Origin of the sequence: Guptibacillus hwajinpoensis (assembly GCF_005144865.1) — a bacterium.
Taxonomy (GTDB): domain Bacteria; phylum Bacillota; class Bacilli; order Bacillales; family Guptibacillaceae; genus Guptibacillus; species Guptibacillus hwajinpoensis_A.
The window spans coordinates 260,375-287,108 of sequence record NZ_SWFM01000004.1; the positions used below are offsets into that span (position 1 = coordinate 260,375).

34 protein-coding genes are annotated in these 26,734 nt (G+C 35.3%); 4 read left to right on the plus strand and 30 right to left on the minus strand.

Annotated elements, in window-relative coordinates:
- Positions 1 to 147 precede the first annotated feature (147 nt).
- Positions 148 to 276 (plus strand): hypothetical protein, encoded by a 129-nt coding sequence (locus FBF83_RS21305; protein ID WP_255436171.1) that lies wholly within the window; start codon positions 148 to 150, stop codon positions 274 to 276.
- Here the strand turns inward: FBF83_RS21305 and FBF83_RS15400 are convergent.
- From FBF83_RS15400 to FBF83_RS15415, 4 genes are all read right to left on the minus strand, one after another.
- The gene (locus tag FBF83_RS15400) at positions 273 to 1,595 is read right to left on the minus strand and encodes a sensor histidine kinase (protein ID WP_169525527.1); all 1,323 of its coding nucleotides are present in this window, start codon (positions 1,593 to 1,595) and stop codon (positions 273 to 275) included. The genes FBF83_RS21305 and FBF83_RS15400 overlap by 4 nt on opposite strands.
- The gene (locus FBF83_RS15405) at positions 1,582 to 2,349 is read right to left on the minus strand and encodes a response regulator transcription factor (protein WP_205665327.1); all 768 of its coding nucleotides are present in this window, start codon (positions 2,347 to 2,349) and stop codon (positions 1,582 to 1,584) included. The genes FBF83_RS15400 and FBF83_RS15405 overlap by 14 nt, the downstream gene beginning before the upstream one ends.
- Positions 2,350 to 2,702: 353 nt before the next feature.
- Positions 2,703 to 3,233, minus strand: a complete 531-nt coding sequence (locus FBF83_RS15410) for a hypothetical protein (RefSeq protein WP_136948040.1) — start codon at positions 3,231 to 3,233, stop codon at positions 2,703 to 2,705.
- 102 nt (positions 3,234 to 3,335) lie between these two features.
- Positions 3,336 to 4,421 (minus strand): mechanosensitive ion channel family protein, encoded by a 1,086-nt coding sequence (locus tag FBF83_RS15415; protein WP_240688118.1) that lies wholly within the window; start codon positions 4,419 to 4,421, stop codon positions 3,336 to 3,338.
- Between the two features lie 111 nt (positions 4,422 to 4,532).
- On the opposite strand from FBF83_RS15415, the gene FBF83_RS15420 reads away from it, so the two are divergent.
- Positions 4,533 to 5,432, plus strand: a complete 900-nt coding sequence (locus FBF83_RS15420) for a DUF4349 domain-containing protein (RefSeq protein WP_136948041.1) — start codon at positions 4,533 to 4,535, stop codon at positions 5,430 to 5,432.
- A gap of 11 nt (positions 5,433 to 5,443) precedes the next feature.
- Here FBF83_RS15420 and FBF83_RS15425 read toward each other — a convergent pair whose 3' ends face one another.
- Positions 5,444 to 6,397, minus strand: a complete 954-nt coding sequence (locus FBF83_RS15425; RefSeq protein WP_136948042.1) for an ABC transporter permease — start codon at positions 6,395 to 6,397, stop codon at positions 5,444 to 5,446.
- Positions 6,390 to 7,316, minus strand: a complete 927-nt coding sequence (locus FBF83_RS15430) for an ABC transporter ATP-binding protein (RefSeq protein ID WP_136948043.1) — start codon at positions 7,314 to 7,316, stop codon at positions 6,390 to 6,392. Before FBF83_RS15430 ends, FBF83_RS15425 begins: the two co-directional genes overlap by 8 nt.
- Positions 7,317 to 7,546: 230 nt before the next feature.
- Between FBF83_RS15430 and FBF83_RS15435 the strand changes: the two genes are divergently transcribed.
- On the plus strand, positions 7,547 to 8,530 hold the full coding sequence (locus FBF83_RS15435; RefSeq protein WP_136948044.1) for a class F sortase: 984 nt from the start codon (positions 7,547 to 7,549) through the stop codon (positions 8,528 to 8,530).
- 116 nt (positions 8,531 to 8,646) lie between these two features.
- Here FBF83_RS15435 and FBF83_RS15440 read toward each other — a convergent pair whose 3' ends face one another.
- The 20 genes from FBF83_RS15440 to FBF83_RS15520 form a co-directional block, all read right to left on the minus strand.
- Positions 8,647 to 8,850 carry a hypothetical protein gene (locus tag FBF83_RS15440; RefSeq protein ID WP_136948045.1) on the minus strand — a complete coding sequence of 68 codons (204 nt, stop codon included), beginning with the start codon at positions 8,848 to 8,850 and terminating at the stop codon, positions 8,647 to 8,649.
- 27 nt (positions 8,851 to 8,877) lie between these two features.
- A complete protein-coding gene (locus tag FBF83_RS15445; RefSeq protein WP_136948046.1) occupies positions 8,878 to 9,423 on the minus strand; it encodes a rhomboid family intramembrane serine protease in 546 nt (181 codons plus the stop codon).
- Between the two features lie 80 nt (positions 9,424 to 9,503).
- A complete protein-coding gene (locus FBF83_RS21370; protein ID WP_338109132.1) occupies positions 9,504 to 10,118 on the minus strand; it encodes a type II CAAX endopeptidase family protein in 615 nt (204 codons plus the stop codon).
- A gap of 301 nt (positions 10,119 to 10,419) precedes the next feature.
- The gene (locus FBF83_RS15455) at positions 10,420 to 11,040 is read right to left on the minus strand and encodes a VanZ family protein (RefSeq protein WP_136948048.1); all 621 of its coding nucleotides are present in this window, start codon (positions 11,038 to 11,040) and stop codon (positions 10,420 to 10,422) included.
- A 174-nt stretch (positions 11,041 to 11,214) separates the two neighbouring features.
- Entirely contained in the window at positions 11,215 to 11,655 is a 441-nt protein-coding gene (locus FBF83_RS15460; protein ID WP_136948049.1) for an NUDIX domain-containing protein, read from the minus strand.
- A gap of 424 nt (positions 11,656 to 12,079) precedes the next feature.
- A complete protein-coding gene (locus tag FBF83_RS15465) occupies positions 12,080 to 13,351 on the minus strand; it encodes an OFA family MFS transporter (protein WP_136948050.1) in 1,272 nt (423 codons plus the stop codon).
- Positions 13,352 to 13,572: 221 nt separating this feature from the next.
- Complete coding sequence (locus FBF83_RS21310; RefSeq protein ID WP_255436174.1) at positions 13,573 to 13,716, minus strand: DUF2268 domain-containing putative Zn-dependent protease; 144 nt, start codon at positions 13,714 to 13,716, stop codon at positions 13,573 to 13,575.
- A 29-nt stretch (positions 13,717 to 13,745) separates the two neighbouring features.
- Positions 13,746 to 14,231, minus strand: a complete 486-nt coding sequence (locus FBF83_RS15470) for a DUF2268 domain-containing putative Zn-dependent protease (protein WP_255436176.1) — start codon at positions 14,229 to 14,231, stop codon at positions 13,746 to 13,748.
- 24 nt (positions 14,232 to 14,255) lie between these two features.
- Entirely contained in the window at positions 14,256 to 14,393 is a 138-nt protein-coding gene (locus FBF83_RS21210) for a hypothetical protein (RefSeq protein WP_240688119.1), read from the minus strand.
- A 224-nt stretch (positions 14,394 to 14,617) separates the two neighbouring features.
- Positions 14,618 to 15,424 (minus strand): aminoglycoside adenylyltransferase domain-containing protein, encoded by an 807-nt coding sequence (locus FBF83_RS15475; RefSeq protein WP_136948051.1) that lies wholly within the window; start codon positions 15,422 to 15,424, stop codon positions 14,618 to 14,620.
- Between the two features lie 149 nt (positions 15,425 to 15,573).
- Complete coding sequence (locus FBF83_RS15480) at positions 15,574 to 16,071, minus strand: kinase (protein WP_136948052.1); 498 nt, start codon at positions 16,069 to 16,071, stop codon at positions 15,574 to 15,576.
- Positions 16,072 to 16,210: 139 nt separating this feature from the next.
- The gene (locus FBF83_RS15485; RefSeq protein WP_136948053.1) at positions 16,211 to 16,561 is read right to left on the minus strand and encodes a hypothetical protein; all 351 of its coding nucleotides are present in this window, start codon (positions 16,559 to 16,561) and stop codon (positions 16,211 to 16,213) included.
- 162 nt (positions 16,562 to 16,723) lie between these two features.
- On the minus strand, positions 16,724 to 17,017 hold the full coding sequence (locus tag FBF83_RS15490) for a hypothetical protein (RefSeq protein WP_136948054.1): 294 nt from the start codon (positions 17,015 to 17,017) through the stop codon (positions 16,724 to 16,726).
- Positions 17,018 to 18,027: 1,010 nt separating this feature from the next.
- Positions 18,028 to 18,459, minus strand: a complete 432-nt coding sequence (locus FBF83_RS15495; RefSeq protein WP_136948055.1) for a hypothetical protein — start codon at positions 18,457 to 18,459, stop codon at positions 18,028 to 18,030.
- Positions 18,460 to 18,707: 248 nt separating this feature from the next.
- Positions 18,708 to 19,463, minus strand: a complete 756-nt coding sequence (locus tag FBF83_RS15500; RefSeq protein ID WP_136948056.1) for a hypothetical protein — start codon at positions 19,461 to 19,463, stop codon at positions 18,708 to 18,710.
- Between the two features lie 700 nt (positions 19,464 to 20,163).
- Positions 20,164 to 20,739, minus strand: coding sequence for a hypothetical protein (locus FBF83_RS15510; RefSeq protein ID WP_136948058.1), 576 nt, complete (start codon positions 20,737 to 20,739; stop codon positions 20,164 to 20,166).
- Positions 20,740 to 20,925: 186 nt separating this feature from the next.
- Positions 20,926 to 21,345 (minus strand): NUDIX hydrolase, encoded by a 420-nt coding sequence (locus tag FBF83_RS15515; protein ID WP_136948059.1) that lies wholly within the window; start codon positions 21,343 to 21,345, stop codon positions 20,926 to 20,928.
- 109 nt (positions 21,346 to 21,454) lie between these two features.
- Positions 21,455 to 21,631 (minus strand): hypothetical protein, encoded by a 177-nt coding sequence (locus FBF83_RS20980; protein ID WP_169525531.1) that lies wholly within the window; start codon positions 21,629 to 21,631, stop codon positions 21,455 to 21,457.
- Positions 21,632 to 22,370: 739 nt separating this feature from the next.
- The gene (locus tag FBF83_RS21455) at positions 22,371 to 22,715 is read right to left on the minus strand and encodes a DUF4181 domain-containing protein (RefSeq protein ID WP_420875140.1); all 345 of its coding nucleotides are present in this window, start codon (positions 22,713 to 22,715) and stop codon (positions 22,371 to 22,373) included.
- A 255-nt stretch (positions 22,716 to 22,970) separates the two neighbouring features.
- Positions 22,971 to 23,822 carry an aminoglycoside phosphotransferase family protein gene (locus tag FBF83_RS15520; RefSeq protein WP_169525533.1) on the minus strand — a complete coding sequence of 284 codons (852 nt, stop codon included), beginning with the start codon at positions 23,820 to 23,822 and terminating at the stop codon, positions 22,971 to 22,973.
- A gap of 331 nt (positions 23,823 to 24,153) precedes the next feature.
- On the opposite strand from FBF83_RS15520, the gene FBF83_RS15525 reads away from it, so the two are divergent.
- On the plus strand, positions 24,154 to 24,873 hold the full coding sequence (locus FBF83_RS15525; protein ID WP_136948061.1) for a hypothetical protein: 720 nt from the start codon (positions 24,154 to 24,156) through the stop codon (positions 24,871 to 24,873).
- Between the two features lie 135 nt (positions 24,874 to 25,008).
- On the opposite strand, the gene FBF83_RS15530 is transcribed toward FBF83_RS15525, so the two are convergent.
- The 4 genes from FBF83_RS15530 to FBF83_RS21315 all read right to left on the minus strand — a co-directional run.
- The gene (locus tag FBF83_RS15530; RefSeq protein WP_136948062.1) at positions 25,009 to 25,245 is read right to left on the minus strand and encodes a hypothetical protein; all 237 of its coding nucleotides are present in this window, start codon (positions 25,243 to 25,245) and stop codon (positions 25,009 to 25,011) included.
- 138 nt (positions 25,246 to 25,383) lie between these two features.
- Positions 25,384 to 25,809, minus strand: coding sequence for a bleomycin resistance protein (locus FBF83_RS15535; RefSeq protein ID WP_136948084.1), 426 nt, complete (start codon positions 25,807 to 25,809; stop codon positions 25,384 to 25,386).
- A 59-nt stretch (positions 25,810 to 25,868) separates the two neighbouring features.
- Positions 25,869 to 26,435, minus strand: a complete 567-nt coding sequence (locus tag FBF83_RS15540) for a nucleotidyltransferase family protein (protein WP_136948063.1) — start codon at positions 26,433 to 26,435, stop codon at positions 25,869 to 25,871.
- Between the two features lie 183 nt (positions 26,436 to 26,618).
- Positions 26,619 to 26,734, minus strand: a 116-nt coding sequence (locus FBF83_RS21315) for a DUF6366 family protein (RefSeq protein WP_240688005.1), incomplete at its 5' end; no start/stop codon positions are given.

The following is a 26,734-nucleotide window of genomic DNA, read 5'->3' on the forward strand; positions in this document are numbered from 1 at the left end:
AATCGCTCATCTCATACAAGTCCTATTTTTGCATTGATGCAAAATAAATCCTACTATCATGACTAGAACCTATCACTTTCACTTTGTTAATGCATATATTGTTGGTACTAAAAAAAGTTTCCCTAAGGAAAAAGGAGGATGAGCATTGTGAAGAAACCACTTGATTCTTGCTTTAAAAAACTAGCTGGTTACACACAGCTCTGTCAGAAGATCGGATTACTGAGCGAAGAAGAAAGCAAAGATATTCTTGAGAAATTAACACAACATAAGCACTAGTTCGAGTTTGGAAGTGAAATGACAACTCTTGCGCCTACGTCATTGTCACTCGCAAGAATGCTGCCTCCATGCTTTTCTACTATTGTTTTTGTAATGGCAAGTCCGATTCCCGAGCCTTTTTGATCGCCTGTAAAGAAACGGTCGAAAACTCGGTCAGCAGCATCGCCAAAACCCGGTCCATCATCTTGAATTTCGATACAGACAAATTCTTCATTACGATAGACACGAACTTCTATAAAAGCTGATGCAAACCGTAGAGCATTTCCAATAAGATTGATCAATGCTTGCGTCATTTTGTCAGGATCCATCTTTACATCAAATGACGTTTTATTATTATAATTAAGCTTAATATGATGCTTATTGGCAAGAGGTCTCATCGTTGTTAAAGCAGTACTTATAACATCATCAACTTCGATTAGTTCATACTTGAAAGCTTCTTCTATCGTCTCAAGTCTTGTTAAATAGGAAATATCCTGAACAATTTTCTTTAATCGTTGGGTTTCTTTTACGATGATTTCAAGACTAGCATCGATATCGTCTCCAACAATGACTTCATCCAAAATTCCTTCTGCATTTCCTTGAATAGCCATCAGTGGCGTCTTCAATTCATGTGAGGCATTCTGAAGAAATTCTTTTTGATCAAGATCAAACTTATAGAGTTGCTCGCTCAAAACTTGAAATGTTTCAGCTAGTTCATTTATTTCATCATTTGTTTTTAGATTTAATGGCTTTTTCTTTTTCCTCATTGAGAACTGTCGCATGTGCTCAGCGAGTAACGAGATCGGTCCTGTAAGTCCTTTTTGCATAAAGGCTGCTAGAATGACAGCAACAGCTGCGGATGCAATTAAGCTTATGGTCTGCGATTGTTGAATGATCTGATTAAACCCTGCAAGACTCTCCACTTTTGTGAAAAGCACAACGCTACCAATTTGTTCACCTAATCGCTTAATGGCGACTTGCTCTGTGACAAAGGACTTACCTTTGTTTTCTTCATATTCTGTTTGAACATCTTCATCTACATTAGAATAAATAACGTCATTATCACGGTTATAAATAATAAATTGGGACGAGATTAAGTTACCTGCTAAATCAATTCTTCTTCGATCTAGCCACCCTCCTGGAGATCTTTCTCCATTCCACCGTTTATCTTCTAACATCTCACTGATTTGAAGACCTTCCTTATGTAGTTGATCTCCTGCTTCACGGACAAGGTATTCTTGAAAAAGGTACCGAAATGAAAAGGTCGTAATTAGAATAATAACGGCTATGAGAACAAGATAACTTAGAAATAATTTCGTACCGATATTAAATTTCTTCATCAAGTTTATAACCATACCCCCAAACCGTTACAATCTTTACAACTGAGTTAGCCTCTGACATCTTCTTCCGAAGCCGTTTAACGAGGTCATCTATTATTCTTCCGTCGCCTGCATACTGATAGCCCCATATCTTCTCAATTAACTTCTCTCTCGTAAAAGGTTGACCTGGATATTGAATAAGATAAGACAGCACGTCGTACTCTTTTGGTGTTAGAACTAATTCTTGATCTTCAACTAAGACCTGTCGCTTTTGTTTAAGCAACTGAACGTTCCCAACTTTCCAACCGTCAGATAATGCCTGCTGACCTGTTCCATTTACGCGTTTAAACAGGTTCTTAATTCGTACAACAAGCTCTCTTGGGCTAAAAGGTTTCGTTAAATAATCATCAGCACCGAGTTCGAGCCCAAGAATTCGATCAAGCTCTTCGTCTCGAGCCGACACAACGATTACTGGTACAGTCGAATGCTTTCTAAGCTGTCTCATTAACTCTAGTCCATCTACTTTCGGCATCATAATATCTAGCACTAATAAATCCGGTTCAATCGTTTCTAATGCATCAAAAACTTCAGCACCATCAGTAAACGATGATACTTCATGGCCTTCCTTTCTAAGGTACTTCTCTAAAATATCACGTATATTCTGTTCATCATCTATTACAAAAATATGAGGAATGTTATTCAACTCCGTTTCTGGGATCCAGATGCGAGAACCTTTTTCATAGTTTATCCTAATGTGAAGAGGCAGTAAATCCATCTTAAGTACGTCTTGCTTTTACTATGGCCACTCAATTAAAAAGGATCTTTACTAAAAGATTGTTGTTTTTGAAAGTAGTGGTTGATTTCCGCTCCTGCCCGCTTTCCTTGGTGCGGGCGCTGAGCCTCCTCGTCGCTAACGCTCCTGTGGGGGTCTCACCTGTCCCGCTAGTCCCGCAGGAGTCGAGCATCCTTCCGCTCCAATCAACTTTGATATGTGGTTTCTTTACAACAAAAGTCTACGAAATAACTCTTTCAATAAGATTGGTGGACATAATAGTAAAACTACTCTTTGCTAATTGGAACGAAAACAATATAAAAAAGAGATAGGCGCACCCCTACCTCTTCCTTTCGTTAGCTAAGTTTCTTTATTAACGCATCCATTACTTCATTTTTCTTTTGTACAAGCTCGTATGCCTCTGTTCTCTTTTCTTCCATTTGGGCACGTTCAGCCTCATGTGCTGCTTTCTCTTCATCTGTTAACTGCGGGCGCTCTCCGCTGTCTTTCAATTCTTGCATTTGCGCTTTTCTCTCATCTCGAGCTGCCTGTGCTTCCTCATGAAGGGTCGTTAGCTGAGTGTTAATATCCGCTAGCTCCTTCTGAAGCTCATCAACTCCCTCTACGCTTGATGCATCTTGATCTAGTAGTAGATCGATTAGTTGATTCTGTTTGTTATATGTTTCCATTATCGCTTCACGGTGTTCAGAATTCTCTTTGAAGTGCCCTCGCTTACCATGATGACCTTTCATTTCTTGACCCTGACTTTGTTCTACAGCTGGCTCTTCATTCTCAGCTGAACTGTCATCTGCTGCATAAACATTCGCTCCTGCAATCCCTCCAGCTAGCATTACCGATGCAAACGTACCAATCATCCAATTTTTCATATTCTTCAATCTCCCTTCGTAGGTATCTCTTACAATTTTTATTATGGACAACAAACTACGAAGAAATTTGTAAGAAGTATGTGAAAAGGATGTGAGTTTGAATCACTTGTCTTTTAACTTTTGGATAATACGGTCATCAAGACTCCGAACATGTAAATCTCGCTGAGGGAAAGGAATTTCAACGCCGTGATCTTCAAGAATACGGTTCAGACGAAAGTTCAGGTTACTCTTCGTTTCGACAGCCGCTTTCGGACTTGAAATCCAAATGAAAAGTTGGAAATCTAGTGAAGAGTCCCCAAAACCAAGGAAATTAACAAACGGTTTAGGTGTGTTAAGAACATACATTGATTGCTCCTTCTCATCTTCCGCAACTTGTAAGAGGAGATTTCGAACGAGTTCAACATCTGAACCATAGGCAACACCAATTGGAACGACTAGCCTTAGTCTTGAATCACCATAAGAATGATTGACAACTTGCTCTTCAATAAAATAGGAATTCGGCATAATAATACGCTCATTATCGAGCGTACGGATAATCGTTGCGCGCATATTAATTTTCTCAACATCTCCGATAACATCATTAATGATGACTCGATCGCCTACTTTAATTGGTCTTTCAAATAAGATAATCAAACCTGAAATAAAGTTATTCGCGATATTTTGCATACCAAAACCGATACCCACTCCAAGAACCCCGGCAAAAACAGTTAATGCACTAAGATCAAGACCTACCGTAGTTAAACTAATAACAATAGCAACGACCATTAATGTGTAATGAAAAATACGATTGAACGTAAATCGCAAGCCAGTATCAAGGCTATATCGATCATAGAGGGGAGGCATTAGAAAAGAAGTAAATATTTTTGAGAGTCTATTCGCTAGTGTGATAATAAACAGCGCAATTAGGATAAGGAATAACGAGATCTCAACACTGCCGATTGAAAACAGTTTATTAAACATCCACTTTGTATCAGAGAAATAAAATAACACAAAGAGAAGGATCGCATAAACGGTTGTCCAATTAATAAAAGATAATACAGCTGGTCGAATTCCATTCGGATATTGATCTTCCTTGTCTCTTCTTGTAAGCCATAGTTTGATAAGAAACCGAATGAAAAAGAGAACACCCATCACGGCTAACGTAATTAGAATATCTCTGATCATCCGGTTATCGATTAAAGTGACCAAGACCTGCAACTCCTTTTTGATGAATTCAGTTATCTTTCATCATACCATTTATTGTGTAACGTTTTCAGCACGAATGTCGTCTAATATAAAAAGAAGCCTGGGGGCGAAATTATGGGAAGATGGATTCTCTGTTTCAGTATCATTTTGCTACTACTAACAGGGTGTAGCTCAACAGAAGAGCATTCTTCAGAAAGTGCAGATATGGCTGGACCTGATACTGACGAAATGGATAACAACGCTGGTAAAAGTAAAGAAGCTCCTAGCGATGGGAGTCAATCGCAAAGCAATGAAGTTTCTGAGATTATGCCATTGCAAGCCGAGCGGAAAGTGATTTTTAACGCAAATCTCTCCTTAACCGTAGAAGATTTACCTCAAGCAACAGATAAACTGAACCAGCTCACTACTTCATACAAAGGCTACGTCGTTGAAGAAAGCACGTATACCGAAGGGGAATCGGTTTTCGGCTCTATGACTGTTCGAATTCCACAAGGGGAATTCTATTCGTTTCTAGATAAAGCAGAAGCAATTGGAAAAGGTGTACCACAAAAGTCGATTACCGGCTCTGATGTGACAGAGCAATACATCGATCTTAATTCTAGACTTAAAGCAAAAGAAGCCGTTATGAAGAGACTTGAAGGGTTCCTTGAAGAAGCAACGAAAACAGAAGATCTTCTATCCATCTCAAATGATCTCTCACGTGTACAGGAAGAAATTGAGCAATTGAAGGGACAAATTAATTATTTAGACAATCAGAGTGAATTCTCTACTGTCACTCTCTCACTCGAACAACAGAAAATCACCGTTCCTACTTTTGCTGAGAATGAATTTAGTACGCTTGCTGAAGCGAAGAAACTCTTTATGACAACAGCAAACGGATTACTATCTTTTGGGTCAAAAACAATTGTATTCTTGATTGGTCTTTCCCCAATATTACTACCACTTATGGCAATAGGCATTTACTTCTTTATCCGCTATCGTAAGAAAACAAAAAAAGCCGATCAGACTTTCTGATCGGCTTTTCGTTATGCGGCCACGTCTCTCTTCGTAAACAATAACCATGATAGTAAGAGAAATACGATTAAGTAAACAAGCAGAGTCACTAGCGAAAAGCCTAACGTCATGCTATCAACGATTGGAGATCCATCGAAGTAGACACTCAAATCAGTATTAGCAAACAGGATATATTTCACCCAGTCGTATTGGCTTAGGATGTACGTTAATTGACTGCCTGTAAACATTAAGAAAATCGCAAGCCCAATCGCAAGAGAAGAGCTTCTGAATATGCTCGATAACATAAAGGCGAATGTGACCATCATCAAGAGATCCACACTTGCAAGTGCATATTCTATAACAAAGTGCAGAGCCATACTTGTTTCTGTTACTTCTCCGTTAGAATATGTCAAATAAGGTTGATCAATTGATTCAAATCCTAGAAGCAATCCACCAATCAGAAACGAAGATATGTAAAGAATAACAAGAGAAAACAGCGCAAATAGTAGCGTTGCAATAAACTTTGAAGCTAGTATTTTCGTGCGCGATGCTGGTCGAATGAGGAGTAATTTAATCGTACCCCATGAGTATTCACCGGCTACAATGCCAGCGCCAATGATAATCGTAAAGATTGATATCAGCACAACAATCCCAGTTGAATTATTCATGAAGCTCCAAATAGATCCTCTCTCGAGAGGTGGGATATTGTTATCTAATCGGTACTCATTGAGTGCAATATCACGCTTTAAGCTATCTTTGTATGCTTTAGGCATTCCTTCAGCAGAATCTTTCAAGATTTTTTCGGACTCCTGAATGGTGTTTTGAGCATTCGTTCGCCAATCTGTTGACTCATCACTTCCGCTTAAATTCGTGATAATTCCTGCAGTCAGTACAGCTGCAATAATTAGACCAATCATTACCCATGTGCCCGGTCTACGATAGATTTTCATATTTTCGTTTTGAATAAGGCGGACAATACTAGACAACCTGCTCACCCCCTGTTACTTCAAGGAAGACATCTTCTAACGTCTTCACTGACGTTTGAATGCCATAGATCCGAATCCCTTTTTCAACTAGAAATGCTGTCACTTCTGGGATCATTTCATGCTCCATTTTCATCATTAATTTTCGGTCAGATGGTTCAATTTCACGATCAGGGTATGTATCCTTTACTGCTTTTACAGCACTTTCAAGGGGATCAACATCGAATGCAACCATCACAGCCGTATCATTCTGAATGAAATCATTCACGCGCTGCACATCAACAATCTTTCCTGCCTGAATAATACCGATGCGATCACACATTAACTCGATTTCAGAAAGCAAATGACTGGAGACGATGACTGCAACATTTTCTTCTCTAGCAAGAGTACGTAAATACTGCCTGATCTCACGTATTCCTGCAGGATCTAGACCATTTGTTGGTTCATCTAGAATAAGAAGCTTTGGACGATGGAGAAGTGCCTGCGCAAGTCCAAGGCGCTGCCTCATCCCAAGGGAGTACCCTTTCACCTTGTCATTAATACGACCCTCCAGTCCAACAAGTTTAATAACTTCTTGAATTCGATCTTTTGTTATCCCCTTCATCATTCGAGAATAATGAATTAGATTTTGATAACCTGTAAGAAATTTGTACATTTCAGGATTTTCAACAATCGCTCCAACTTTCACGATCGCATCCTCGAAATTCGTTTTGATGCTAGTTCCGTCGATCAGCACTTCTCCTTCGGTCATGTCCATTAAACCGACCATCATACGAATCGTTGTCGTTTTACCCGCACCATTCGGTCCAAGAAAGCCGAAGACTTCCCCTGGATAAACATCGAATGACAGATGATCGATAATCGTTTTCTTTCCAATCACTTTTGTTAAGTCACGTATTTGAACAATTGGTTCTACTGACATCGTCACACTCCTTCTATAGTTTGGTAGACTCTCTTCATCTACTCTATTATTCTAATACGATCTTGTTTGCAATAAGTTTCAATATCTTCCATTTTCCAAAAGCCAATTTACATAAAGAAAACCTCATTAAAAAGTGATCCATTTTCTTTTTGATTTCGTTAGCTTATTATGACTAAGATGAAAGTAACGAATGAATAGTTAGATGATTAGCTCAAAAAGAGGTGAAGATATTGAAGAAGTTTATGTTACTGATTATTGGGGCGATTATCTGGCTTGTGCTCGCAGGTTACAACAATAATTACGCGAATCCAGAACCTGTCCAAGAAATTACGAATGAAGAAGTGCAAGAAGCACAAACTTCTCAGATCAATGTTGAAGAGGTAGAAAAACCTGCAGTGTTGTCAGATGAATTTCTTCTTTTAGATTCTCAAAAAGAGAAAATCGAACAAGCCAAAAAAGTACAAAATACCCAAAAAGGCATCAGTCCTGTAAAAGTAGAAATCCCAGCCATTGATGTGACTGCTAATATTGCAAACGTTGGAATCCTAGAGAATGGACAAATGGGCGTTCCTGAGAACATTAATGAAGTAGGTTGGTTTGAACCTGGATTTAAACCAGGAACGAAAGGAAACTCCGTTCTTGCTGGACACGTCGATAGTAAGGAAGGACCTGCTATCTTCTTCTATCTAGATAAACTCTCAAAAGGCGATGAGATCATTTTAACTGGGAAAGATGGAGAAAAACTTACTTTTGTCGTAACCGGGAAAGAAAGCTATCCTTATCAAAACTCACCTATTGAGAAAATCTTTGGACCAACTGATTCACGAAACTTAAATCTGATTACATGTACAGGAACGTTCAACCGTTCGAAAGGTACACATGAAGAGCGGCTTGTCGTAACTACTGTTCTTAAAGAAGATCCGAAAGAGAAAGAAGTGACAGTGGATCCAAACGAAGTGCCGGATGCTCCAACAAACGTCACTGCTAGTGGGAACTTCTTATCATGGCACGCTGTTCGCGATGAAAACGTAGTAGGATACCGTATTTATAAAGCTGATCAGAACGGATCATATAAGCAAGTCGAAAGCATTTCAAGCATAGAACGAAAAAGCTATACTGACGAAAATGCCTCAACATCCTCTTACTATGTGACCGCTGTTGATATTTTCGGAAATGAATCTGCTCCGTCTAAGAAATTTATACCTGAGCAATAGCAAGGCTGGGGACTTTCATAAGAAGTTAAATAAAATAATGTAATAGAAAAAGACCAGCAAATCATCTACGATTTGCTGGTCTTCATTTAGTCTCTAAACCCCGGATTAATGAACACTTAATATGTATCTTTCATTTTATCGCCACTTACTTGTAACCTAATAACAGAAGCAGCTATTCCTATTAGACACATTATGATTCCTATAGGAACAAAAATAAATAAAATAAGATCAGACACTCCGAGCTGAGGTAATAGTATACATAGTGGAACGCCAACTGTCATTGTAAGAATAACCAGTAAATCTAATCTTTGGATATTCATATAACAACCCCCTCCAAAACTTAATTATTATTGCAGAAAAAGACTAATCATGACTCCAAATATAAACCCAAGCAAGTGTGAAAAAGCACCACCCCTACCGATAAAATTCCCTAAGATTGAATATAAGAGAATATAATTTGTTTTCCAAGTTCCAAGTTGGAAATCAAATAGCTCAGGAGTTTGTGTAAATAGATATACGAGACAACCTATTAATGCAAATATGCCGGGGGAAGCTCCTGTACCCTTACTAAATGAAAAGAAGTTAGAAAACAACACGGAAACAAACAAGTTTCCTACCAAGTAAATAAGCAAAAACATAGAACTACCTATTTTATTTTCTAGTACTAAACCGACGAAGTAAATGCCAAAAGCGTTTCCCATCATATGAACTAAGTTCATATGAAAAAATGGAGCAGTGATAAGTCGATACCATTCTCCTTTTCCCATATAGTCAAAACTCTTTCCAGTGCCCCAGTTAGACAACTTACTATTTAAGATTTTATCTATTACGAAAATAATTATGTACATGATAAATATAGTTAGTGTCACAAGAGGTGTATTTGTAATCGACATGTTTTCAACTACCTTTCTATAAGTGTCGATTCAAAGGAACCTACAATATTACAGGTAAGCTCATCTTATATGGAATAAGTTCAAATTATCCATCCATTGAAAACCATCCCCAGATTAATAACAATGTGAAAAACTATGGATGGATAGATACTCTTAGTCTTTAAAACTACGATTGCATAGAAAAGCCCCCCGAAAGAAAAGAGCAAGCTAATGATTAGAGGTATTCCAATAGATATATGTAGCAGTCCAAATCCTATACTAGTTATTAAGACAGCATAGAAGGTGGAAACATTTCTTTTTAAACTTGATAACATAATACCTCTCCAAATTACCTCTTCAAGTGTAGCGTTTATAATGGCAAACAATATCCCAAAAAGTAATATTGATTTTAAATAGTTAATTTCTTGATGTATAAATAACGGTATAAGTATTATGCTCGAACCCATTAGCCCAATAAGTAAAAAATACGGTAATTTTATTGTATGGAAAGGCATTGTGATAAGTCTTTGCCGATCTGGTAATTGTGCGAAGAAAAAAATCTTCTGCTTAGATAACATCAGTGAAATCACTGTTCCAACAAGTATCAGCATAAGTAAACTTCTATTTAAAATGATTTTACTTTCTTCGGATATGTTCCATTCATAGATGAAGGTGCTTCCAATTTGAAACATCAATAGACCTAATAAGAAGAACATAAACAAAGAAATGGAAACACGGTATTTATTAGTTGTAATGTAGATAATGAGTAAGGATATCAGCGGTAAGAATCCCCACACAAACAATCTAAATGAAAAAAGAATAATACCTACGAAAAAGAAGATTGCAGAAAATAAGAGGAACAAATTCTTCCGCGGGTAATAAATACTAATTCCCCCTTTAATAATACACAAGTCATTCGTTATTCAATTAATAATTATTCAAAATAACTGTTCTAAGCCTTTATAGAGCGCATACCTTTTATTCAGCAAACGCTCCGATAATTTTATAAAGAGAAATTCAATTATTCATTAGTCCACTTGATTGTTGGGATGGTGTCATAGCCTTACTCAATATAGAAAATATCAATTTATAAATAAGGAAACCCAAAACAGTCCCTAGTACATTACAAATAACATCGTCAATATCGACTACGCGTCCCATTCCAATTCCTAAAAGCAGCTCTACAAATTGTAGGCATTCAATAGATAAAGAGACAAGAAGTCCAAGTAAAAGTGTATTCTTAAGCCTCTTGTACATATCTAATAACATCGGAGCAAAGAATCCCAACGGCATCAGCAATAGTATGTTACCACCAACATTCTTCACTATCAGCTTAAGCATAAATAGTGTATCTCCATCATAAGCTGTTCCTATTTGTTCAATATCTCTCCATATAGAGGTAAGAGGAGTGTAATTTAAAGACCTAAAAGAATTTATTCCGTACGTGTTATCACCTAATACCAATGGGAACAGCGTTACTGAAATAACCATAAATATGTATATTACAGCCAGCATTCTTATTAATTCTTTCAACCATTTAAAAGAGTTTTTGTATTTAAGTTTTAATGCGAAAATTACCCTGACAGCTATGTAACATATAATTCCAATGACAATAACCACTTCTCCATCAACTAACAAACTTACCAACCATCCTTAATACAGTGAGAATAATGTATTTTAAACCCTTCATCTGATCACTTCACTAGAAATCTTGAATAATGGAAAAAGAAGTATATTCACTCCTTTATTCCAGAAAACTTCCTTATTTCGTAATTGAAATTATTTCAAACCCCAATAAATGAATATCTACTACTAAAATTTAGTGTAGGAATTATCCCGTAGTATTTTCTCTGACAGTTTGATGTTAACCTTTAAATATTCTGGCAACTCTGTATTAGCAAGAATCTCTGAAGTAGTCATCCATACAACATCATCTACTTCATCACTGCTTTTAGGATAAGGCTCAATTGACTTATGCTGACATAGAAAAACAATATCAATGACATTGATTCCAGAATCAGTAACAAAAGAAGAACTATTTACGTATTTAAGTCCTGCTACTTCGCAACCTACTTCTTCAAAAATTTCTCTTTTCAAAGTTCTTTCTAGAATATCAGATGAAAAGCCTTCAAGTTCACATTTTCCACCAACTAGTGAAAGAGTACCTCCAGCGTGTTCTTCCTTTTCACTTCTCAAGATTAAAAGCCATTTACCGTTGCGCTCTATGGCACCTTCTACATTTACTACAAACATAAAACGATCCCCCTAAAAAAACATCACTTAATACCAATTATTACTAAAAACCTCATATAACTCAATCTTTTATTTCATATAAAAGAAGCCTATCTTATTACAGATAAGCTCCAATTTAGTTGCAATACGTAATCTCAATTCTGTTCACCTATCTTTGGTTAACTGCTGAATAACTATGAACAGCTAATAAATGCAAATTTTTTAAATTTCAGTAGAGGGTAATTGAGGCTTTATACAAGTTAGATCTTAAGTTCTGACATTCGTTCACCTTTCTCTTATGACGTTGATTGCATGGCAATCTGGAAGACTCCTAAGAAAGCGACTAGATGCCGATCCAATCGACAATCCCATCCCTATGAAAAAAGTTGAATCTCGTCGGTAAGACGCGATCCAACTTTACAATGCAAATGCTTTGGTTTGCTAATTAATAATTAACGGCTTCTTCTTCTTGTTGTTGTTTTGGATCCTTCTCAGTCTTTTTAATGTCTAACTTCATAAGAATGGAGACGACAAGGGCTAAGAATATTAAAGCAAGAAAAACGTAAAATACAGCAGTGTAACTATCGGTTCTAGCACGAATTTGTGAAACAATCATAGGTCCAAATACGCCACCTAGAGACCATGTTGTCAACAAGTACCCATGAATGGCACCGAGTTGTTTCGTTCCAAACAAATCACCAATAAATGCAGGTAGATTAGAGAATCCTCCGCCGTAACAAGTAACAACGAGGAAAATTAGAAGCTGGAATAAGATGATGTTTGTTGTAATCGGAAGCATGAAAAAAGCAACAGTTTGTATTAAGAAAAAGATCAGGAAAACATTGGGGCGGCCAATATAATCTGAAGCTGTTGCCCACCCAATACGACCTCCACCATTAAACACACCCATAATTCCGACCATCGTGGCAGCTGCAGCGGCTGATAACCCTACAACTTCTTGGGCCATCGGTGAAGCAACTGAAATCATCATAATCCCTGCGGTAGTATTAATAAGCATCATCGTCCAAAGCAGCCAAAAACGCTTTGTTTTAACCGCTTCTTTTGAAGTCAATTGTTGTAAATCCTTTTTATAAACTTTATTCCCAGAGGCCATATTTTGTTTCATAGAAGCTGGCATCCAGCCTTCTGGGGGTGGGGCAATGTAAGAAGCACCTAATATAATAAAAACAAAGTAAGCTGCCCCTAATATGTAAAATGTATTAGATATTCCAATCGAAGTCATTAAGTTGGCTGCAACGGGAGCTGTAATGAGAGCTCCTGTTCCAAAACCAAGTACCGCTAATCCGGTTGCTAAACCTCTTCGGTCAGGGAACCATTTCACAAGAGTTGATACCGGTGAAATATAGCCAATGCCAAGTCCAAGTCCACTTGCTACCCCGTAGGACATTAGGAAAAATGGAAGTGAATCAATTGCGATCGCAATCCCTGAACCGGCTTGTCCTAATCCAAACAAAACACCAGCCAGAATTGCTGATTTTCTTGGACCATTTTTTTCAACAAACTTCCCAAATAATGCCGCGGATGACCCGGCCAGTGCCATCATAATGGTAAATGCAATCGTTACTTGAGTTGGGGTCCAACCCATTTGTTCACTTACGGGGGTGGTATATACGCTATATGCGTAGGCACCTCCGATGGAAAGGTGGATGGAAATAGCTGATAAAGCAATTAACCATCTGTTTTTCATTGCTTGCATATTATGTACCTCCTTCACTCTATCTGTAAGCGGATTCATAAGATAGAATACAACGAGCAGCGAAAAAAATCAAATTATTTGAAATTGTTTGAAATTACTTCAGAATCATGTAGTGGTATTGTAATTAAAATTAAAAAAATCTCAGTTCAGTGAACTGAGATTTTTTCTTCTATTTATTTCAATTGATTATTCAACTAAAGCTCCGATTTAATGGAATAACATTATTCTATAAACTTGCTGCTAGGTAGTAATGTTAAATCCTTTATAGATAGATAATTGTTTTTATTTAAGAACCACTTTATTAAGTAGAACCCTATGGAGTAGCCGCCCCAAAAAGGTACTCCCTTATCATCATTACCGAACATATATATATCAGTTGTAGTACCCTTATCATTTATATGTTCCTATAAGTGCTTTCCCATATGGTTTTAGCTTGCGTTTCAGATAAAGCATCCTTATATGGCCCAAGATACTGGTGCCCTAGTCTTGTCTTAACAAAATGCTCAGCTAATCCCTCTAAAACCATTCGGTCAAGCAAAGTTTCTCCATCTTCTTTCAGACCTAGTGCACTGATACGCCAATGATGATGATATTCGTGGGTTACGACAGATTTAATTGTTGAACGTACGTTTTCTTCTGGAAGAATTGCAAAACACATCTTTTCATTCCAATCCGTAAAAGCCGATACTCCATTAAGTTTGGATATAACAAAATCATCATTCTCATCTAAAATGAACAACTCAAAATCTACAGTCCTATTTGACGGGTACTCTTTATGCAAAAGCTCCAATTCTTCTTTTATGAAGTTTTCAAAATCAAGCAATCTCATATTGGTCAATTGTTCTTCAAGTGAGGCAATGTCATTGTTTAAATTAAACATTCCGAAGAACATCATCATTTCAAACTATTCTTCATCAAATTTGAAAATATCCAAGAAAATCTCTTTCCTATTTTCATTAGGGTTCGATTTCACTACTGAAATAAATTTCTCCATATCGGCAAGTCTATCTTTATTTCTAACTAGACTATCTCTTCGGGTCATTTGTTCTCCCTCCTTTTACAACCAAAACTCTTTATTCCGTTAAATTACCCATCTCTTAATTCCAATTATTTCAAAACCCTATCACTTACTCAACCTTTTTCTTAAGAGAAAAGACGTAATTCCTAATGCGGAATTACGTCCCTTTAATGAAGACAATCTTTACAATTTACGCTGCTATGGTATTACAGGATTGCTCCGATTTAACGGAAGATCGGCACACTTATTTAGCTGGTTAAGCTAAATAAATCTTGTAAGTTATTATGGATGTAATTTCTTAGAAGAATTAGTTCGGTTTCGTCAAATTGATATGAACTTTTCTCACTCTGATAACTGTTCACAACTTTATACATGGTACCTTTCATCTCATCTGGAAGTGATGTTAATCCCCAATTACCAGCTTCCTGTTTCAATGAAATAATCCCCTCTTTCACATACCAAAATACTCGCAACATATTTAATGAACAATAGATTGGATCATTTACAATATTTGCTAAACACTCTTCGTAATCTCCTATTATTGAAGAGAAATAATCTGATGAAGGGATCGTGGGGAAGACTTCAAGAATAGAACTTCCTTCGATACATATACCTCGATAATACATTATGGTTATATGTGCAGCTAGATCAGGGTCAGTTTTAATATCATCGTTTAAGTATGTAAATCTATTTTCCAATAAATCAACTTCATACCTGTCTCTCCAAAATTCACTGTAATGAAATTCATATGGAGAAGGGTGTTCCCAGTTGTCTAATTGTCCTTTAGTCAAAAAGCTAATTTCAATGGGATACGGATTAGTAGAATAAATCAAATAGAGTTTCGCTAGTTTCCTCTTTGTTTCTATTGTTATTGATTCATGAGTGACTACCAAAACATCAAGATCACTGCTCTGGGGATTGAATCCTCCCATTGCTAGCGAGCCGTGAAGGTAAAAACCTATGTAATTATCACACATGATTTGTTTAGTCTCACATACCAAATCCAAAACAAATTTTTTAGTTACTGGAGAAGCATCAATCCAATTGTAGGTCATTCGAGAAAACTCCTTGTCCTGTAAGAAGTTAAAAAAAGCAATTACGTTATAAGTGAATCGCTCCGATTTAGTTGAAAACTCGATATTGAGATACTTACAAGTAAATCTCTAACTAACGCAATCATACAGTGAAGTATTCAAAGCAATAATCACTTTTGTAGTTCCTTTAAAATTTGTTTCAGTATATCATCTTGGGACATATCATTAGTAATTAGCACTTCTCCCTCCACTCCAAGAAAATCGTTTGGATGCCACCAGGCCAATAAGGAGTCTTCACCGAACTCCATCTTTTGAGAGCGTGTGTAATGACGTGTAACTGTTTCTTCAAAGGATAAATCAAAATAATATGTATATGCCTTTTGTTCATAGAACTGAATTAAGTTATTCAGCATATCACCATAACGTTGCTTCATTAAAATCCCTTCAACTATAACAAATTCACAATTATCTTTACCATATTCTGCGATTTGACGTATTAGATCAATTGAAGGATTTCCATCTCTATCGTGTACTTTTAACATATCACGACGAACAACATCCTGAGATACTAAGAGCGTACCTTGACCTAGATGATCTTGAAGGCTTTTTGCAATCGTCGTTTTTCCACTCCCTGAATTACCTCGTAAGATTATTAGTTTAAATTCCATAGATTCCCCAACAATATTTATTTACTTGCTTAGTTAAACTTGAATATACAATCAATGTTCGCTCTTGGACATAACTACCCTGTTAGCTTAATGAGCACTAGCTATATTGTGCAGCTATCGCTCCGAGATTGTTTAATAGTTAGAATTCATCAATTAACCTAAACCTCGTATTTACATGGTAGCCATTTACTATGACCTCACCATTCTGTTTTCCCCCATTATAGTAAGTGGTTTCTAAAGTATCTTCGTCATTTTTCAAAACAAGCATATAACTTGAACCAATGCCGTCCCAGTTATCAGTTCTCTTAGAAGTGTTAATTTGGTCAATTATTTCTCCAACTCGATTCTGATTGTTCGTTTCATATAACGTCTCACCCGAGTCAATGTTAAGCACTTTTGCTTCAGTATACTTCTTTGTAATTAACGGCTCCTTGCTACAAGAGGCTAGTATGATAGTAATGATGAGAAGTAAAGGAATGAAACTCTTCATTATGTCAGCCCCTTTCTATAAGCCGTTTATGAAATTTCAAAACTACTTGCTCCAGAATCCTGCCCTTTATGCCGCGCTTACTCCCCAAACGCTCCGATTTAATCGAACACATCTATAGGTCATTTTACAGAGCAATAAATTCTTCTAATAATTTAAGTTAATCTACTCTTCTGGTGTATTTGATACGAAGAACTTTAGTATATGAGAAATAAGAAGGGAAATAAGACATACATAAAAAAGTGCAATACAACTTTTTTTGGAAGCTTCTGGACTTAATAGCCCAGAATCATATCCTATAATAGTAAGGGAAAAAGCCAAACTAGGAATTGCAATTGAAAGAATAATTGCTTTATTGTAATATTCAACTTTAAATGCAGTATAAGTAAAATACACCCCCGTTAAGAATACTAAAATCCCCCAAATATAAAAGGGTGTATTTTGAGCTAAATAATCCAATGTTTATACATCTCCAACGTAAACTAATTTGATAACCTTGCTATTCCAAATATTCTTCTTAACAAATCTAAACTAGGAGTAGGAATAGTTCATTTAATTTTTCTACCCTTCATCGAATCAACTAAAAGCAATCACTGTATTAAGTAATCGCTCCGATATTATAGAATATTAAATCAAAGTTTCAGTTGTTTTAGCTAAAGGTATTACAGGATACTTTTCATCAATAATTCCAGATCATACTCCAGTGAGCTTCTTTAATCGTTTCTCCCTTTATCTAGCCCTTGACCTCTGTTATTGGCTTAACGGGACAGGATGGGGTGGCAACTTGTAAAGTTCATATATTCTTGGAGATAAAGTATTACCTCTTTAAAAAGTAAATTAACATTTCTCATCTCGTCCTATTCCTTGATTATCTTCTAAGCTTTGATTGACCTTTTAATCTAGGAAATATAGTTATAGAATTCGTAAAAGTATAACCACCATAGAAGTAAAGGAAAAACAACCGATGCAACTTTAGATTGATAAACACTTAAACTCGGCAGTATAAATCTAGTTGATACCCAGTATATACTGAAACTAATTCCTAAAAATATTAAATTCATAGATAATAAATAGAGCCCAATATTTTTATCTGTATCAATCCAATGTCCCTGGGTAAAACCTATAATAACGTAGGTAAAGAAACCTATAGAGACAAGAATAGTTGCGGACATTTTCATAAAAGTGTATTCTTTATTTTCAAAAATCCTTAGTGCTACCAGCATGATTAAAAAAACAATAACAAATTCAATAATTTCTTCTGGTGATGTTAAGTCTATCCTCACAAAGTTCTCTCCCCAATCACCCTATTTCAGCATCTGAATATTCCCTGATAAACTTTTTCTTTATTTAACATTCGCTCCGAGATTGTGGAAGTATTCAAAACAAAATAATATATTTGTAATTGACCGCAGCTACCGAAACCAGTTGTAAACATAACTAGATTCTATTTAGAGGTTAGATGTTTATTCCTATTTTATTTTTACAGGAATTTCAGTCTTGTGTTCTCCATTTTTTCGCCAACTAATGACGATAGAAGTATTTTCTATATGTTTCTTATAAAATTCAAGTTTGTTTTTTTTAGTTTTAGGTGATCCTCCACTTGTTGCTTTTTCAAAAGTCACTTGCCCTGGGTCAAGTGAAGAGAATTTACCTATACTACCTTTTCCCATTTCCTCTGGAAATTTCCACTCATAGCTAACATTTTTAGGAGTACCTTCTCCAATATAAGTTAATACTGCATTTTCCGAAAATCTCTTTTCCTCCACCTTATATTCAGATGTGACTTCCCATTGCTCATTTTGACCTTTAGCTTGAAAGCTGCCAGTGTCAGCTGATTGGTTGTTACATCCCGTTATAATGAGAAGTAAACCTAATAATACAAATGTGGGAATTCCCCTCATTAACATTCTCCTTTATATCGAATTATACTAAATCGCCTCTCTCAGCTTTAGTTAACAATTGCTAGTGGTTAAATCTATGTGTTGCTCTTTTCGACAGAGAAAATTTGGTTCCCTTGTTTATTCGAGAATTGCTCCGATTTAATGGAAGACTTGACTTCGAGATATCTCCGATTCTTAAAAAGGTCTTCTTAGTAACCTCGAACCATTTTTTAAGAGCCCACTATATGATGGTCAGAATGACCATAATTTCAAGATTGTTCAAAAGCCCACTCATATCTCTCAACTGCAATATCATAAGTTTGTTCAATTTTTTCAATTACTTCTTCAGTGTTATCAAAGTTACTTGAAGAGTCATAATTTCCTTTTCCTGTTTTTTTAAAGGGTAACTTCTCTAGTACTTTCCATTCTCCATTCTCTTTATTTAGAATGATAAATGAATCCAAATTGTACTTAACTTCCTGGTTGAAAACATGTGATTCTTCACTTAATAGAATAGCCGTTTTGTCATAAGAATTAATGAGGTTAACTTCACGAGAAGCTAAAAAATGTTCTTCTTTACGATCCAAATTAAATTTTTTTTCTAATTTTTGAAGAGAATGACTGGATAGCCTATGACTATAGGATTGGAGGTATGCTTCTTTATTTCCTTTGTTATGTGCTGAGACAAGATCTTTATATGCTTTAATTTGATCAGCAACATACCAGGAACTATTTTGAATAGTTAAGTCTTCTGTTACCTCGTATTCTGCAACCCTTTCTGTTTCTGGTGACCTATCTTCCGTTGCGAAGGCTATAATCCAACTGTTACTTGACTCAACGGCGGAAGTAACGGTGATCCCTTCTGGGTCCTTACCATACCTATCTTTAAAGTCATTTTCGAATTCTTCATAAGCAACTTGAGTAGCCTGACCTAATAGATCAGGTTGACGATATCCATATACCGACATCAGAATTCCTATTAAAATAACAATTCCCACAGCGACACTTTTCTTCTTTTTATTCAAATGTAATAGCTCCTCTCTTCCGTGATAAATGAGACTAATGCATTGGAATTACTCCAATTTTTCATTTGCTGTCGTGAACTCTCTAGCATTAATGAGTATAGAAAAACACAATGCATTTGTTCAAAATACTTCCTTTATTGAATAATTCCAATTATTTCAAAACTCAACCACTTACTCAACCTTTTCTTCAAAGAAAAGACGTAATTCCTTAGTACGGAATCACGCCCTATTATTCAAGATCAAACTTCACTGTTTACGCTGTTATGATATTACAGAATTGCTCCGAGATTGTTTAATAGCTAAATAAGGACATGTAGTTTATTGAAAAATTGAATCCTTCATTAAAAAAAATGAAGATATAAAGAAGATAACCATCAAAGTAACCTTTACATAACCGTTATACTTGGGAGTTTCAATTTTCTTTTCAATAAATGATACATAGTTAATTAATAAGATTAAACCAATGAATGTTATAACATATCCAGTTATATCTCGTTGAACAACTAAAGATCTTAATGCTATAAAACCTAATGCAAAATACCCTATATAACCTAAAGTATAATAAACTAAAAATCTCATCTTTTCTCCCCCAAATTGTACATAGGTGCTTAGCGTATCCTCTTTAATCCGCAAACGCTCCAAGTTTACGGAAAACTTGAATTCGAGATATCCTCAGATTTTGAGCTAAGCCCCCTGTAGTTTAAGAATTTTTATTTACTTCATTCTCAACGACCTTGAATACCTCAGAGTATATTCCTTGTACATTATCTCGTTGTACTTCACTGTTTTTAATTGGGTATGAAAATTTCCAACCACGATAGCCTTTTTCTTCTCCCTCATACAAAATTCCTGATATAAAATTTTGGGTACCATTAACCTTTTCAGCTTCTTCTTCATAAGACATGGGATTTTCTAGATCTTGAAAAGGTATAGTATTTGCTTGTGAGCCTACAAAGAAGAATGGAACGTTCTTATTCTTATACATTTCTACATATTTTGAATTTGAAGCATCAGATAAATGGTCTTCCATAATGAATACTGCATCATACTTTCTTAAGTTTGAATTATGTAACTCACTTAAAGATAATTCATTAAAGTTTATCTGTTCCTCTCTAACATTAGGTTGTTCACCAACAACTGCAATCTTTAAAGGCACGCCATCATATGGCTCTTCTTTTACATTATTCGTTTGACAAGCACTCAAAAGAAATAACATAAATGTTAAAACAGTTAAAAGTAATTTATTTGATATTATAATAAATACCCCTTCTCTCATCTTCTACATACCAACATATCATTTTGACTTTACTGAACTCTACTGCCCAATTTGTTTTAGAACTTCAGAATCCATTTCCCCTATTAAACTGACCTGTTACTAGCTTAAACAAAATAGAGCGTAATCCTTTTAGATTAACGCTCCGATTTTATCGAATAAGGTATGAGTCATATATTGTCTAGTTTGCTAGTTAACATCCCCCTGAAAAGTGTAAGCTGAAGAAGATTTCATTAATTCCTCTACTCCATTTTTATGGTAGGGCATTAACTCATTAGAAGTATCAATGTCTACCCACTCTATCTCAGTGATCTCATTCTTATCTTCAATTTGAACCTCTCCATCAATAACAGTAGCTTGAAATGTAAACATTAAACCGTGATGTTGCTGCTTAGTGAAAAATGCTTCATTAACTGCTAGAATCGGTCCTGCTTCAATTTCTAAACCAGTCTCCTCTTTTGTTTCACGAATAACTCCTTGTTCTAAGGTTTCTCCTAATTCAACTGCTCCACCTGGCAAAGACCAAGTTGAATGTGCATTGTTCACCATTAATACTTTTTGTTTTAATGGGTCAAAAATAAAAGCATAAACTACATCTACTCGCTTCATTTCTAAAACTCCTCTAATTGTCTAATAAATAATTTACTGGAAAGAGCGATTACCTAAGTATGCGGTAATCGCTCCGAGTTTGTAGAATAGGAAAAATTATCATTTGAGTTTATTTAGTGTTTTTATTTTCTCTACTAAATCTATTTACCAGTAACCCTGAAAGACCAGATAGTAAAACCACTAAGAATCCTATTGTTGCATTCAGGTTTCCTGAAAACTTCAGGATACTCAATGTTATGAATAAAAGTGGTAAAAGAATCAAAGAAACCTTTGTTTTTAGACTCATATATTACCTCCTAAATCTTTGCTCAATTTAACTCCCAAGGCATCAATGCCAATTATTTCAAATCTGCACGCATAACTCAATATTTATTTCACATATAAAAGAGCTTATCTTATTACAGATAAGCTCCGAGATTACAGAACAAGGAATATACTCATTAAGATCTGCTAGTCCTCTGCAGCTCTCTTTTAATCTCACGTAGTTCCTCATAAATCAAGTATAAAGTCACAATAATGACTGTAATAAAAAAACCCAAGGGACCTAAAAGTGATGTGCCTAAAATACCAAAGAAAAATGCTGTGATTGCTGCTGTAATGTATTTGCTCAAATTAAAAGCCCCCATATTTTTTTTATAAACATACTTCTAAAACGCCAAAAATTACTAATCTTATTACAGATAAGCTCCGAGTTTCTTGAAGACTCGATTTCAAGATAATTCATCTTAAAAGACACCAACCTTTTATGCTTATAAACTGGTATATTTAAAAGGATTATTTTGACGACTTGTCTAACTGAGAATAAACCCTCTTCAATAATCTAATATAAAATCTTTTTACTCATCACTTATCATGCCTAATTTCTTAATACCACTCATTTCATATGAAAAGAGGGTCAGTTCATCTAAAGCCTCGCGGCGCATAAAAAACACCATCCTTGTCATCATATTACAGAAAGAATAGCGTTTTTTTCATTTTGGGGGTAATGATATGCCTTAGCTTGATGGGCATGTGGCAGTCCCCCTTTATCTAAATATGAATGTTGCTTCAATTCCTAGCAATAATAAAAAACTCACATCTAGTATTGATCGAATATATAATTTATCTTTTTTTTGATAGTACCCTATTCCAAACAATAATGCTGTTAAAGCACCCACATAAGGAAATAAAATATACATTAGATTGTCAGGAATAATCCTAGCTATCCCAAACAAAAAATATATAATAATAATGCAATTTATAGTCCAATTGATAAAAACATTATCAAACTTTTTGTTCCAAACCCTTTTAGGTAAATTGAACTTTTTGCTAACAATCTGATTAATACTAATCCACAAGATAAACGTTACTACTAATGGAAATATATTCATTAGCTACTTACTACCCCTTTCAGTTTTGAATTATTTGTTACAATAAAGAGGCTGATTTTCTGGTGATTATCTTTGTTTTTCTTTTTCTTCTTCTAGGGATAAGGAAACGATTCGAGGTATGAGGGCCACTATGGCGAAATCAGAAAATGTAGATTTACAATGTTTAGTAAATAAAAGCCTGATTTCACCTCCAAAATGCTGAGAAATCAGGCTTTTATTACTTTACAATCGCTCCGAGATTGCTTAATAAGGAATTTATATTAGATCAGTATCTAGAGTCCAACGTAAACGTCTAACCCACTCCTGTCTAACATCCTCAGGTGCTTGAGTTACTTTGTTTAAAACTTTCCATACTTTATACAAACAATAGGCTTTTAATTTATCTGAAGATAACTCAACTGAAGAGTGAATTTTATACTCATTAATAAAAATTGAATTTAATATATCAGAGTGATGTGGATAATGAAGTTTAGTAAACCAACATACCCAGCCCACGTCTATGAGTGGGTTAGCCCATTCAGCCCATTCCCAGTCTAGAACAGTAATTGAATTTTCCTTAGTAAATAAAACGTTATGTATCCCATAATCACCGTGAGTTAAAACCCAATCATTCTCTTTATCGTCAACATTATTTAATATTTTTTGGGTGCGTTGGATAAGAATTTCAGGTACAAAGTCTAAATCAAGATTAATTTCCTTGATATTACATTGATTTAACGGTTTTAAGTTTGGTTTGAACTTTAAAGAATGAACCGAATTTGAAAGGGTTTTTCCTAATACTCTATATAATATTTTTGTTGTCTCTAAATCATTATGATCTAAAATCGATTGTCCATTTATCCCCTCACAGTACTCCATCACGATGATTTGCACACCATCTTTTTTTATGTAATCATAAATCTTTGGGACGACACTTATTTCTTTAGTAATCTCTAAACTATTAACCTCATTTTTTAGGTCTGAGTTAGAAAGTCTACCAACTTTAGCTACTAACTGCGGACACGTCGCATTTATTAAATATGTATCATTTGTATATCCCCCGACCAAACGGGTGGGAGTAAATTCACCATACTTTTCTTTTAAATACTTTTGTAAAATTTCCCTCAATTTAACACATCCTGTCTGTAACAAGGTTTTTCTTTTAATTAGGATAAAACAAATATTGGTCGAGATTCTACTGAGGTTATCTCTCCGAATACCTTAAATACAAATTATTTTATTTAGAAATCAACTGGCTCATAATGATGGCTTTATCGGAGATGACAAGAGAAGCCAATCATTAAAAAACAAGATTAATTCCTTCCCTAATACTGAGGTAAAACACTTCCACAATACACATAAAAAATTTAGTGACCGCGTTGTTTCTGACTTTCATAATTTTGCCAATAAATTAAAAGATGAATTGGGTTTGAAAATTAATTCATAGGAGGTATTTCATATGAAAATTCGTACTAATCAAGACTACTTTAACAATGTTTCTGAAAATGCAGCTAGGACCTTCACTGAGTTACCCGACCCTTTGCCTTGGATTGAACCATCCATTAATATGCTTTATTTGAATGCTGCATCTTCTATCCTCTTTGAGAATTATTTCGCTGCAATTTCTACTACCGGAATAACATTAGAACATGTATTAAGACTAGCTATTTTGGAGCCAGATTTGAATGGATTGAAACGTGAAATGAGTAACAACCAATTGAATAAATATCAATCAATAACTTCATTACTAGATGCCCCTAATGTTAGAAGCATAATTCCCTCCAAAGATGATTTTGAATGGTGGGAATCAATAGGAAAACAGATGAGAAATAAATCTGCCCACTATTTGGTCCCAGTATTATTGAAAAAATTTACCAAGGAAGATTATCATCCTGGTTACGTTCTTACTAAAGAAGACGGGGAGCCTTTAGATCCTATTCTTCACGACTGGGGGTCGTTCTTTCATAAATCGGATAAAATTATTGCATTGAAATTCTTCCAAGAAGCAACATCCCAACTAAAAAATATTATTAGTAATACCAATTGGGTATCTGACGAAAGTTGGTGGAAGTCACAAAAAGTGCAATACGATATGTTTTTTAATTATAATTGGTCTCTTGAGAACATGAAACAGAGCCTTGAAAACATGTATATAAATTTCCCGCGAAGAAAGGATTAACTCTTTTTAAGTTTATTTGCTTAGAACAGTGCTCAATCTTATAGCAATCCGGCTTTTTAAAAACTTAGTAGGTTGAGGGGATAAATTACTTCAACCTACTGCTCCAGATACGCTCCGATTATCTTTAGTAATATATTAAATAAGCTTCCAAGCTATAAATCCCGCTACAATTATAACCAACCCTATTATTTTATTGAAAAATTTCAGTATAAAACCAATCACTATACCTAAGATACACAACCACTTATAATCATAGGTGGGACGAACATACTCTGCTATGTATCCCATCCAAGTACCAGATATTAATAGCATTAATCCTAATAACACTATTACATTAATAGCAATATCTAACCCTTTTAAAAATCCTTTCATATGCTCCCACCTTCCAGCCACTCTTACACTCATAACAACTAATGGTTTTAACAGGGATATCCTGATAAAAAGGGATTGCCAGCCCTTACTTTTTATTAAGCAAATGCTCCGAGATTATGGAGGAGGGCTATTGTACTTTTAATCATTTTCCTTTATATTTTTCTCCCCCAAATCTTGAACAAACCTTAATAGATATCCATCTGGATCCATAATTAAGAACTCTTTTTGTCCCTTTATTTTTGTATTTGCTCTATACCAATTTTCTTGAATATCAAACTTAATCGGATAATCATGCTTGATTAAATTTCTGTAGATTGGATCAATGTCATTTATTGTGATTTGGAAATTAACCCCTCTTCCAAAAGGGTAAGATAACTTCCCAGTATCCCAGTGACCATTTACTTCTTCTATCATTATCTGACAATCACTTAATGATAATAAAGCGAACTTGTCCTCTAGTCGCTCATATTCAATTTTGAAAGTAAGAATTTCTAAATAGAATTCTAAACTTCGTTCAATATTTGAAACCGAAAGCTCAGGTATTAATGCATTTAGTTGGTGCAAAGTAGCTTCCTCCGTTATTCTATAATCTTCCACATTAGCTCCGAGTTAACTGAATAAGGTTAAATGTGATGGACCTTAATTTTATGCCAGATTGATTCCCAATTTTTCTTAATTATTCGTTCCTCATAAATTGCAGCTCGTTCTTTCGTATCTTTAAAATATGGTGTCGGCTTCAACTTTAAATTTAATACATCATCTAAACCACACGGAGCAGTAAGAATTAGTTCGTTATTCTTATCTACTTTCACACCAAGAGCAGTTGCTGTCTCCGGAAACTTTGAAATAGCGTCTTCAGCAGAAGTGTAAGGTGGAATATCATTGATAACGTGCATTCTTGCTTCATTCTTAACCGACCAAGGTATATCTGGAAGGATCCTCCTTAATTCAGCTTCTAATTCCTTTTCCATTTTTTCTTTCGTGTCCTTATTGTCGAAATAAATAACATCAACGTCTGGTGTCTCTGTTCTATTTTCGAATCCGTGTAATGTGTCCCAAATTTTCGAGCGTACAAATCCTGCGCAAATCCACCAATCTGGCAAATTCAGTTTACTTGCAGCCTTAATAACTTCCATCATTCGATCATCGTTTTGAATTAGCATAATTACATCTTCTTTGGTCCTCAACATAAATCCCCCATTCACGAACGTATATTCCTATTATAACAGCACAGAAATAAATTAGAGAGATTATTCAATTTTTTGGACTAAAGTCAGGTAAAGCGTTTACTTTGTATTAAGCAAACGCTCCGAGATAACAGAAGACTCGACATCGAGATGTTTCTTAATTGAAGATAGAATATAATTGAACAATTAGAAGATCAATGAAGCAATTATAAAACCAATAATGATCGCACCTATTAAAATTAATGTTCCCTTCCATCCTAAACTACCTACTAAATCAACTAATCCCCCATTATTAGCTCTAT

Excerpts from the sequence above, each read along its gene's own strand:
- FBF83_RS15400 (WP_169525527.1), bottom strand. The coding sequence starts at position 1,595 with ATGAAGAAATTTAATATCGGTACGAAATTATTTCTAAGTTATCTTGTT.
- FBF83_RS15405 (WP_205665327.1), bottom strand. The coding sequence starts at position 2,349 with ATGGATTTACTGCCTCTTCACATTAGGATAAACTATGAAAAAGGTTCT.
- FBF83_RS15410 (WP_136948040.1), bottom strand. The coding sequence starts at position 3,233 with ATGAAAAATTGGATGATTGGTACGTTTGCATCGGTAATGCTAGCTGGA.
- FBF83_RS15420 (WP_136948041.1), top strand. The coding sequence starts at position 4,533 with ATGGGAAGATGGATTCTCTGTTTCAGTATCATTTTGCTACTACTAACA.
- FBF83_RS15430 (WP_136948043.1), bottom strand. The coding sequence starts at position 7,316 with ATGTCAGTAGAACCAATTGTTCAAATACGTGACTTAACAAAAGTGATT.
- FBF83_RS15440 (WP_136948045.1), bottom strand. The coding sequence starts at position 8,850 with ATGAATATCCAAAGATTAGATTTACTGGTTATTCTTACAATGACAGTT.
- FBF83_RS15445 (WP_136948046.1), bottom strand. The coding sequence starts at position 9,423 with ATGTCGATTACAAATACACCTCTTGTGACACTAACTATATTTATCATG.
- FBF83_RS21370 (WP_338109132.1), bottom strand. The coding sequence starts at position 10,118 with ATGTTCTTCTTATTAGGTCTATTGATGTTTCAAATTGGAAGCACCTTC.
- FBF83_RS15460 (WP_136948049.1), bottom strand. The coding sequence starts at position 11,655 with ATGTTTGTAGTAAATGTAGAAGGTGCCATAGAGCGCAACGGTAAATGG.
- FBF83_RS15465 (WP_136948050.1), bottom strand. The coding sequence starts at position 13,351 with ATGCAAGCAATGAAAAACAGATGGTTAATTGCTTTATCAGCTATTTCC.
- FBF83_RS21310 (WP_255436174.1), bottom strand. The coding sequence starts at position 13,716 with ATGTTCGGTAATGATGATAAGGGAGTACCTTTTTGGGGCGGCTACTCC.
- FBF83_RS15470 (WP_255436176.1), bottom strand. The coding sequence starts at position 14,231 with ATGTTTAATTTAAACAATGACATTGCCTCACTTGAAGAACAATTGACC.
- FBF83_RS21210 (WP_240688119.1), bottom strand. The coding sequence starts at position 14,393 with ATGACCCGAAGAGATAGTCTAGTTAGAAATAAAGATAGACTTGCCGAT.
- FBF83_RS15475 (WP_136948051.1), bottom strand. The coding sequence starts at position 15,424 with ATGACCTACAATTGGATTGATGCTTCTCCAGTAACTAAAAAATTTGTT.
- FBF83_RS15480 (WP_136948052.1), bottom strand. The coding sequence starts at position 16,071 with ATGGAATTTAAACTAATAATCTTACGAGGTAATTCAGGGAGTGGAAAA.
- FBF83_RS15485 (WP_136948053.1), bottom strand. The coding sequence starts at position 16,561 with ATGAAGAGTTTCATTCCTTTACTTCTCATCATTACTATCATACTAGCC.
- FBF83_RS15495 (WP_136948055.1), bottom strand. The coding sequence starts at position 18,459 with ATGAGGGGAATTCCCACATTTGTATTATTAGGTTTACTTCTCATTATA.
- FBF83_RS15510 (WP_136948058.1), bottom strand. The coding sequence starts at position 20,739 with ATGAGAGAAGGGGTATTTATTATAATATCAAATAAATTACTTTTAACT.
- FBF83_RS15515 (WP_136948059.1), bottom strand. The coding sequence starts at position 21,345 with ATGAAGCGAGTAGATGTAGTTTATGCTTTTATTTTTGACCCATTAAAA.
- FBF83_RS20980 (WP_169525531.1), bottom strand. The coding sequence starts at position 21,631 with ATGAGTCTAAAAACAAAGGTTTCTTTGATTCTTTTACCACTTTTATTC.
- FBF83_RS21455 (WP_420875140.1), bottom strand. The coding sequence starts at position 22,715 with ATGAATATATTTCCATTAGTAGTAACGTTTATCTTGTGGATTAGTATT.
- FBF83_RS15525 (WP_136948061.1), top strand. The coding sequence starts at position 24,154 with ATGAAAATTCGTACTAATCAAGACTACTTTAACAATGTTTCTGAAAAT.
- FBF83_RS15530 (WP_136948062.1), bottom strand. The coding sequence starts at position 25,245 with ATGAAAGGATTTTTAAAAGGGTTAGATATTGCTATTAATGTAATAGTG.
- FBF83_RS15540 (WP_136948063.1), bottom strand. The coding sequence starts at position 26,435 with ATGTTGAGGACCAAAGAAGATGTAATTATGCTAATTCAAAACGATGAT.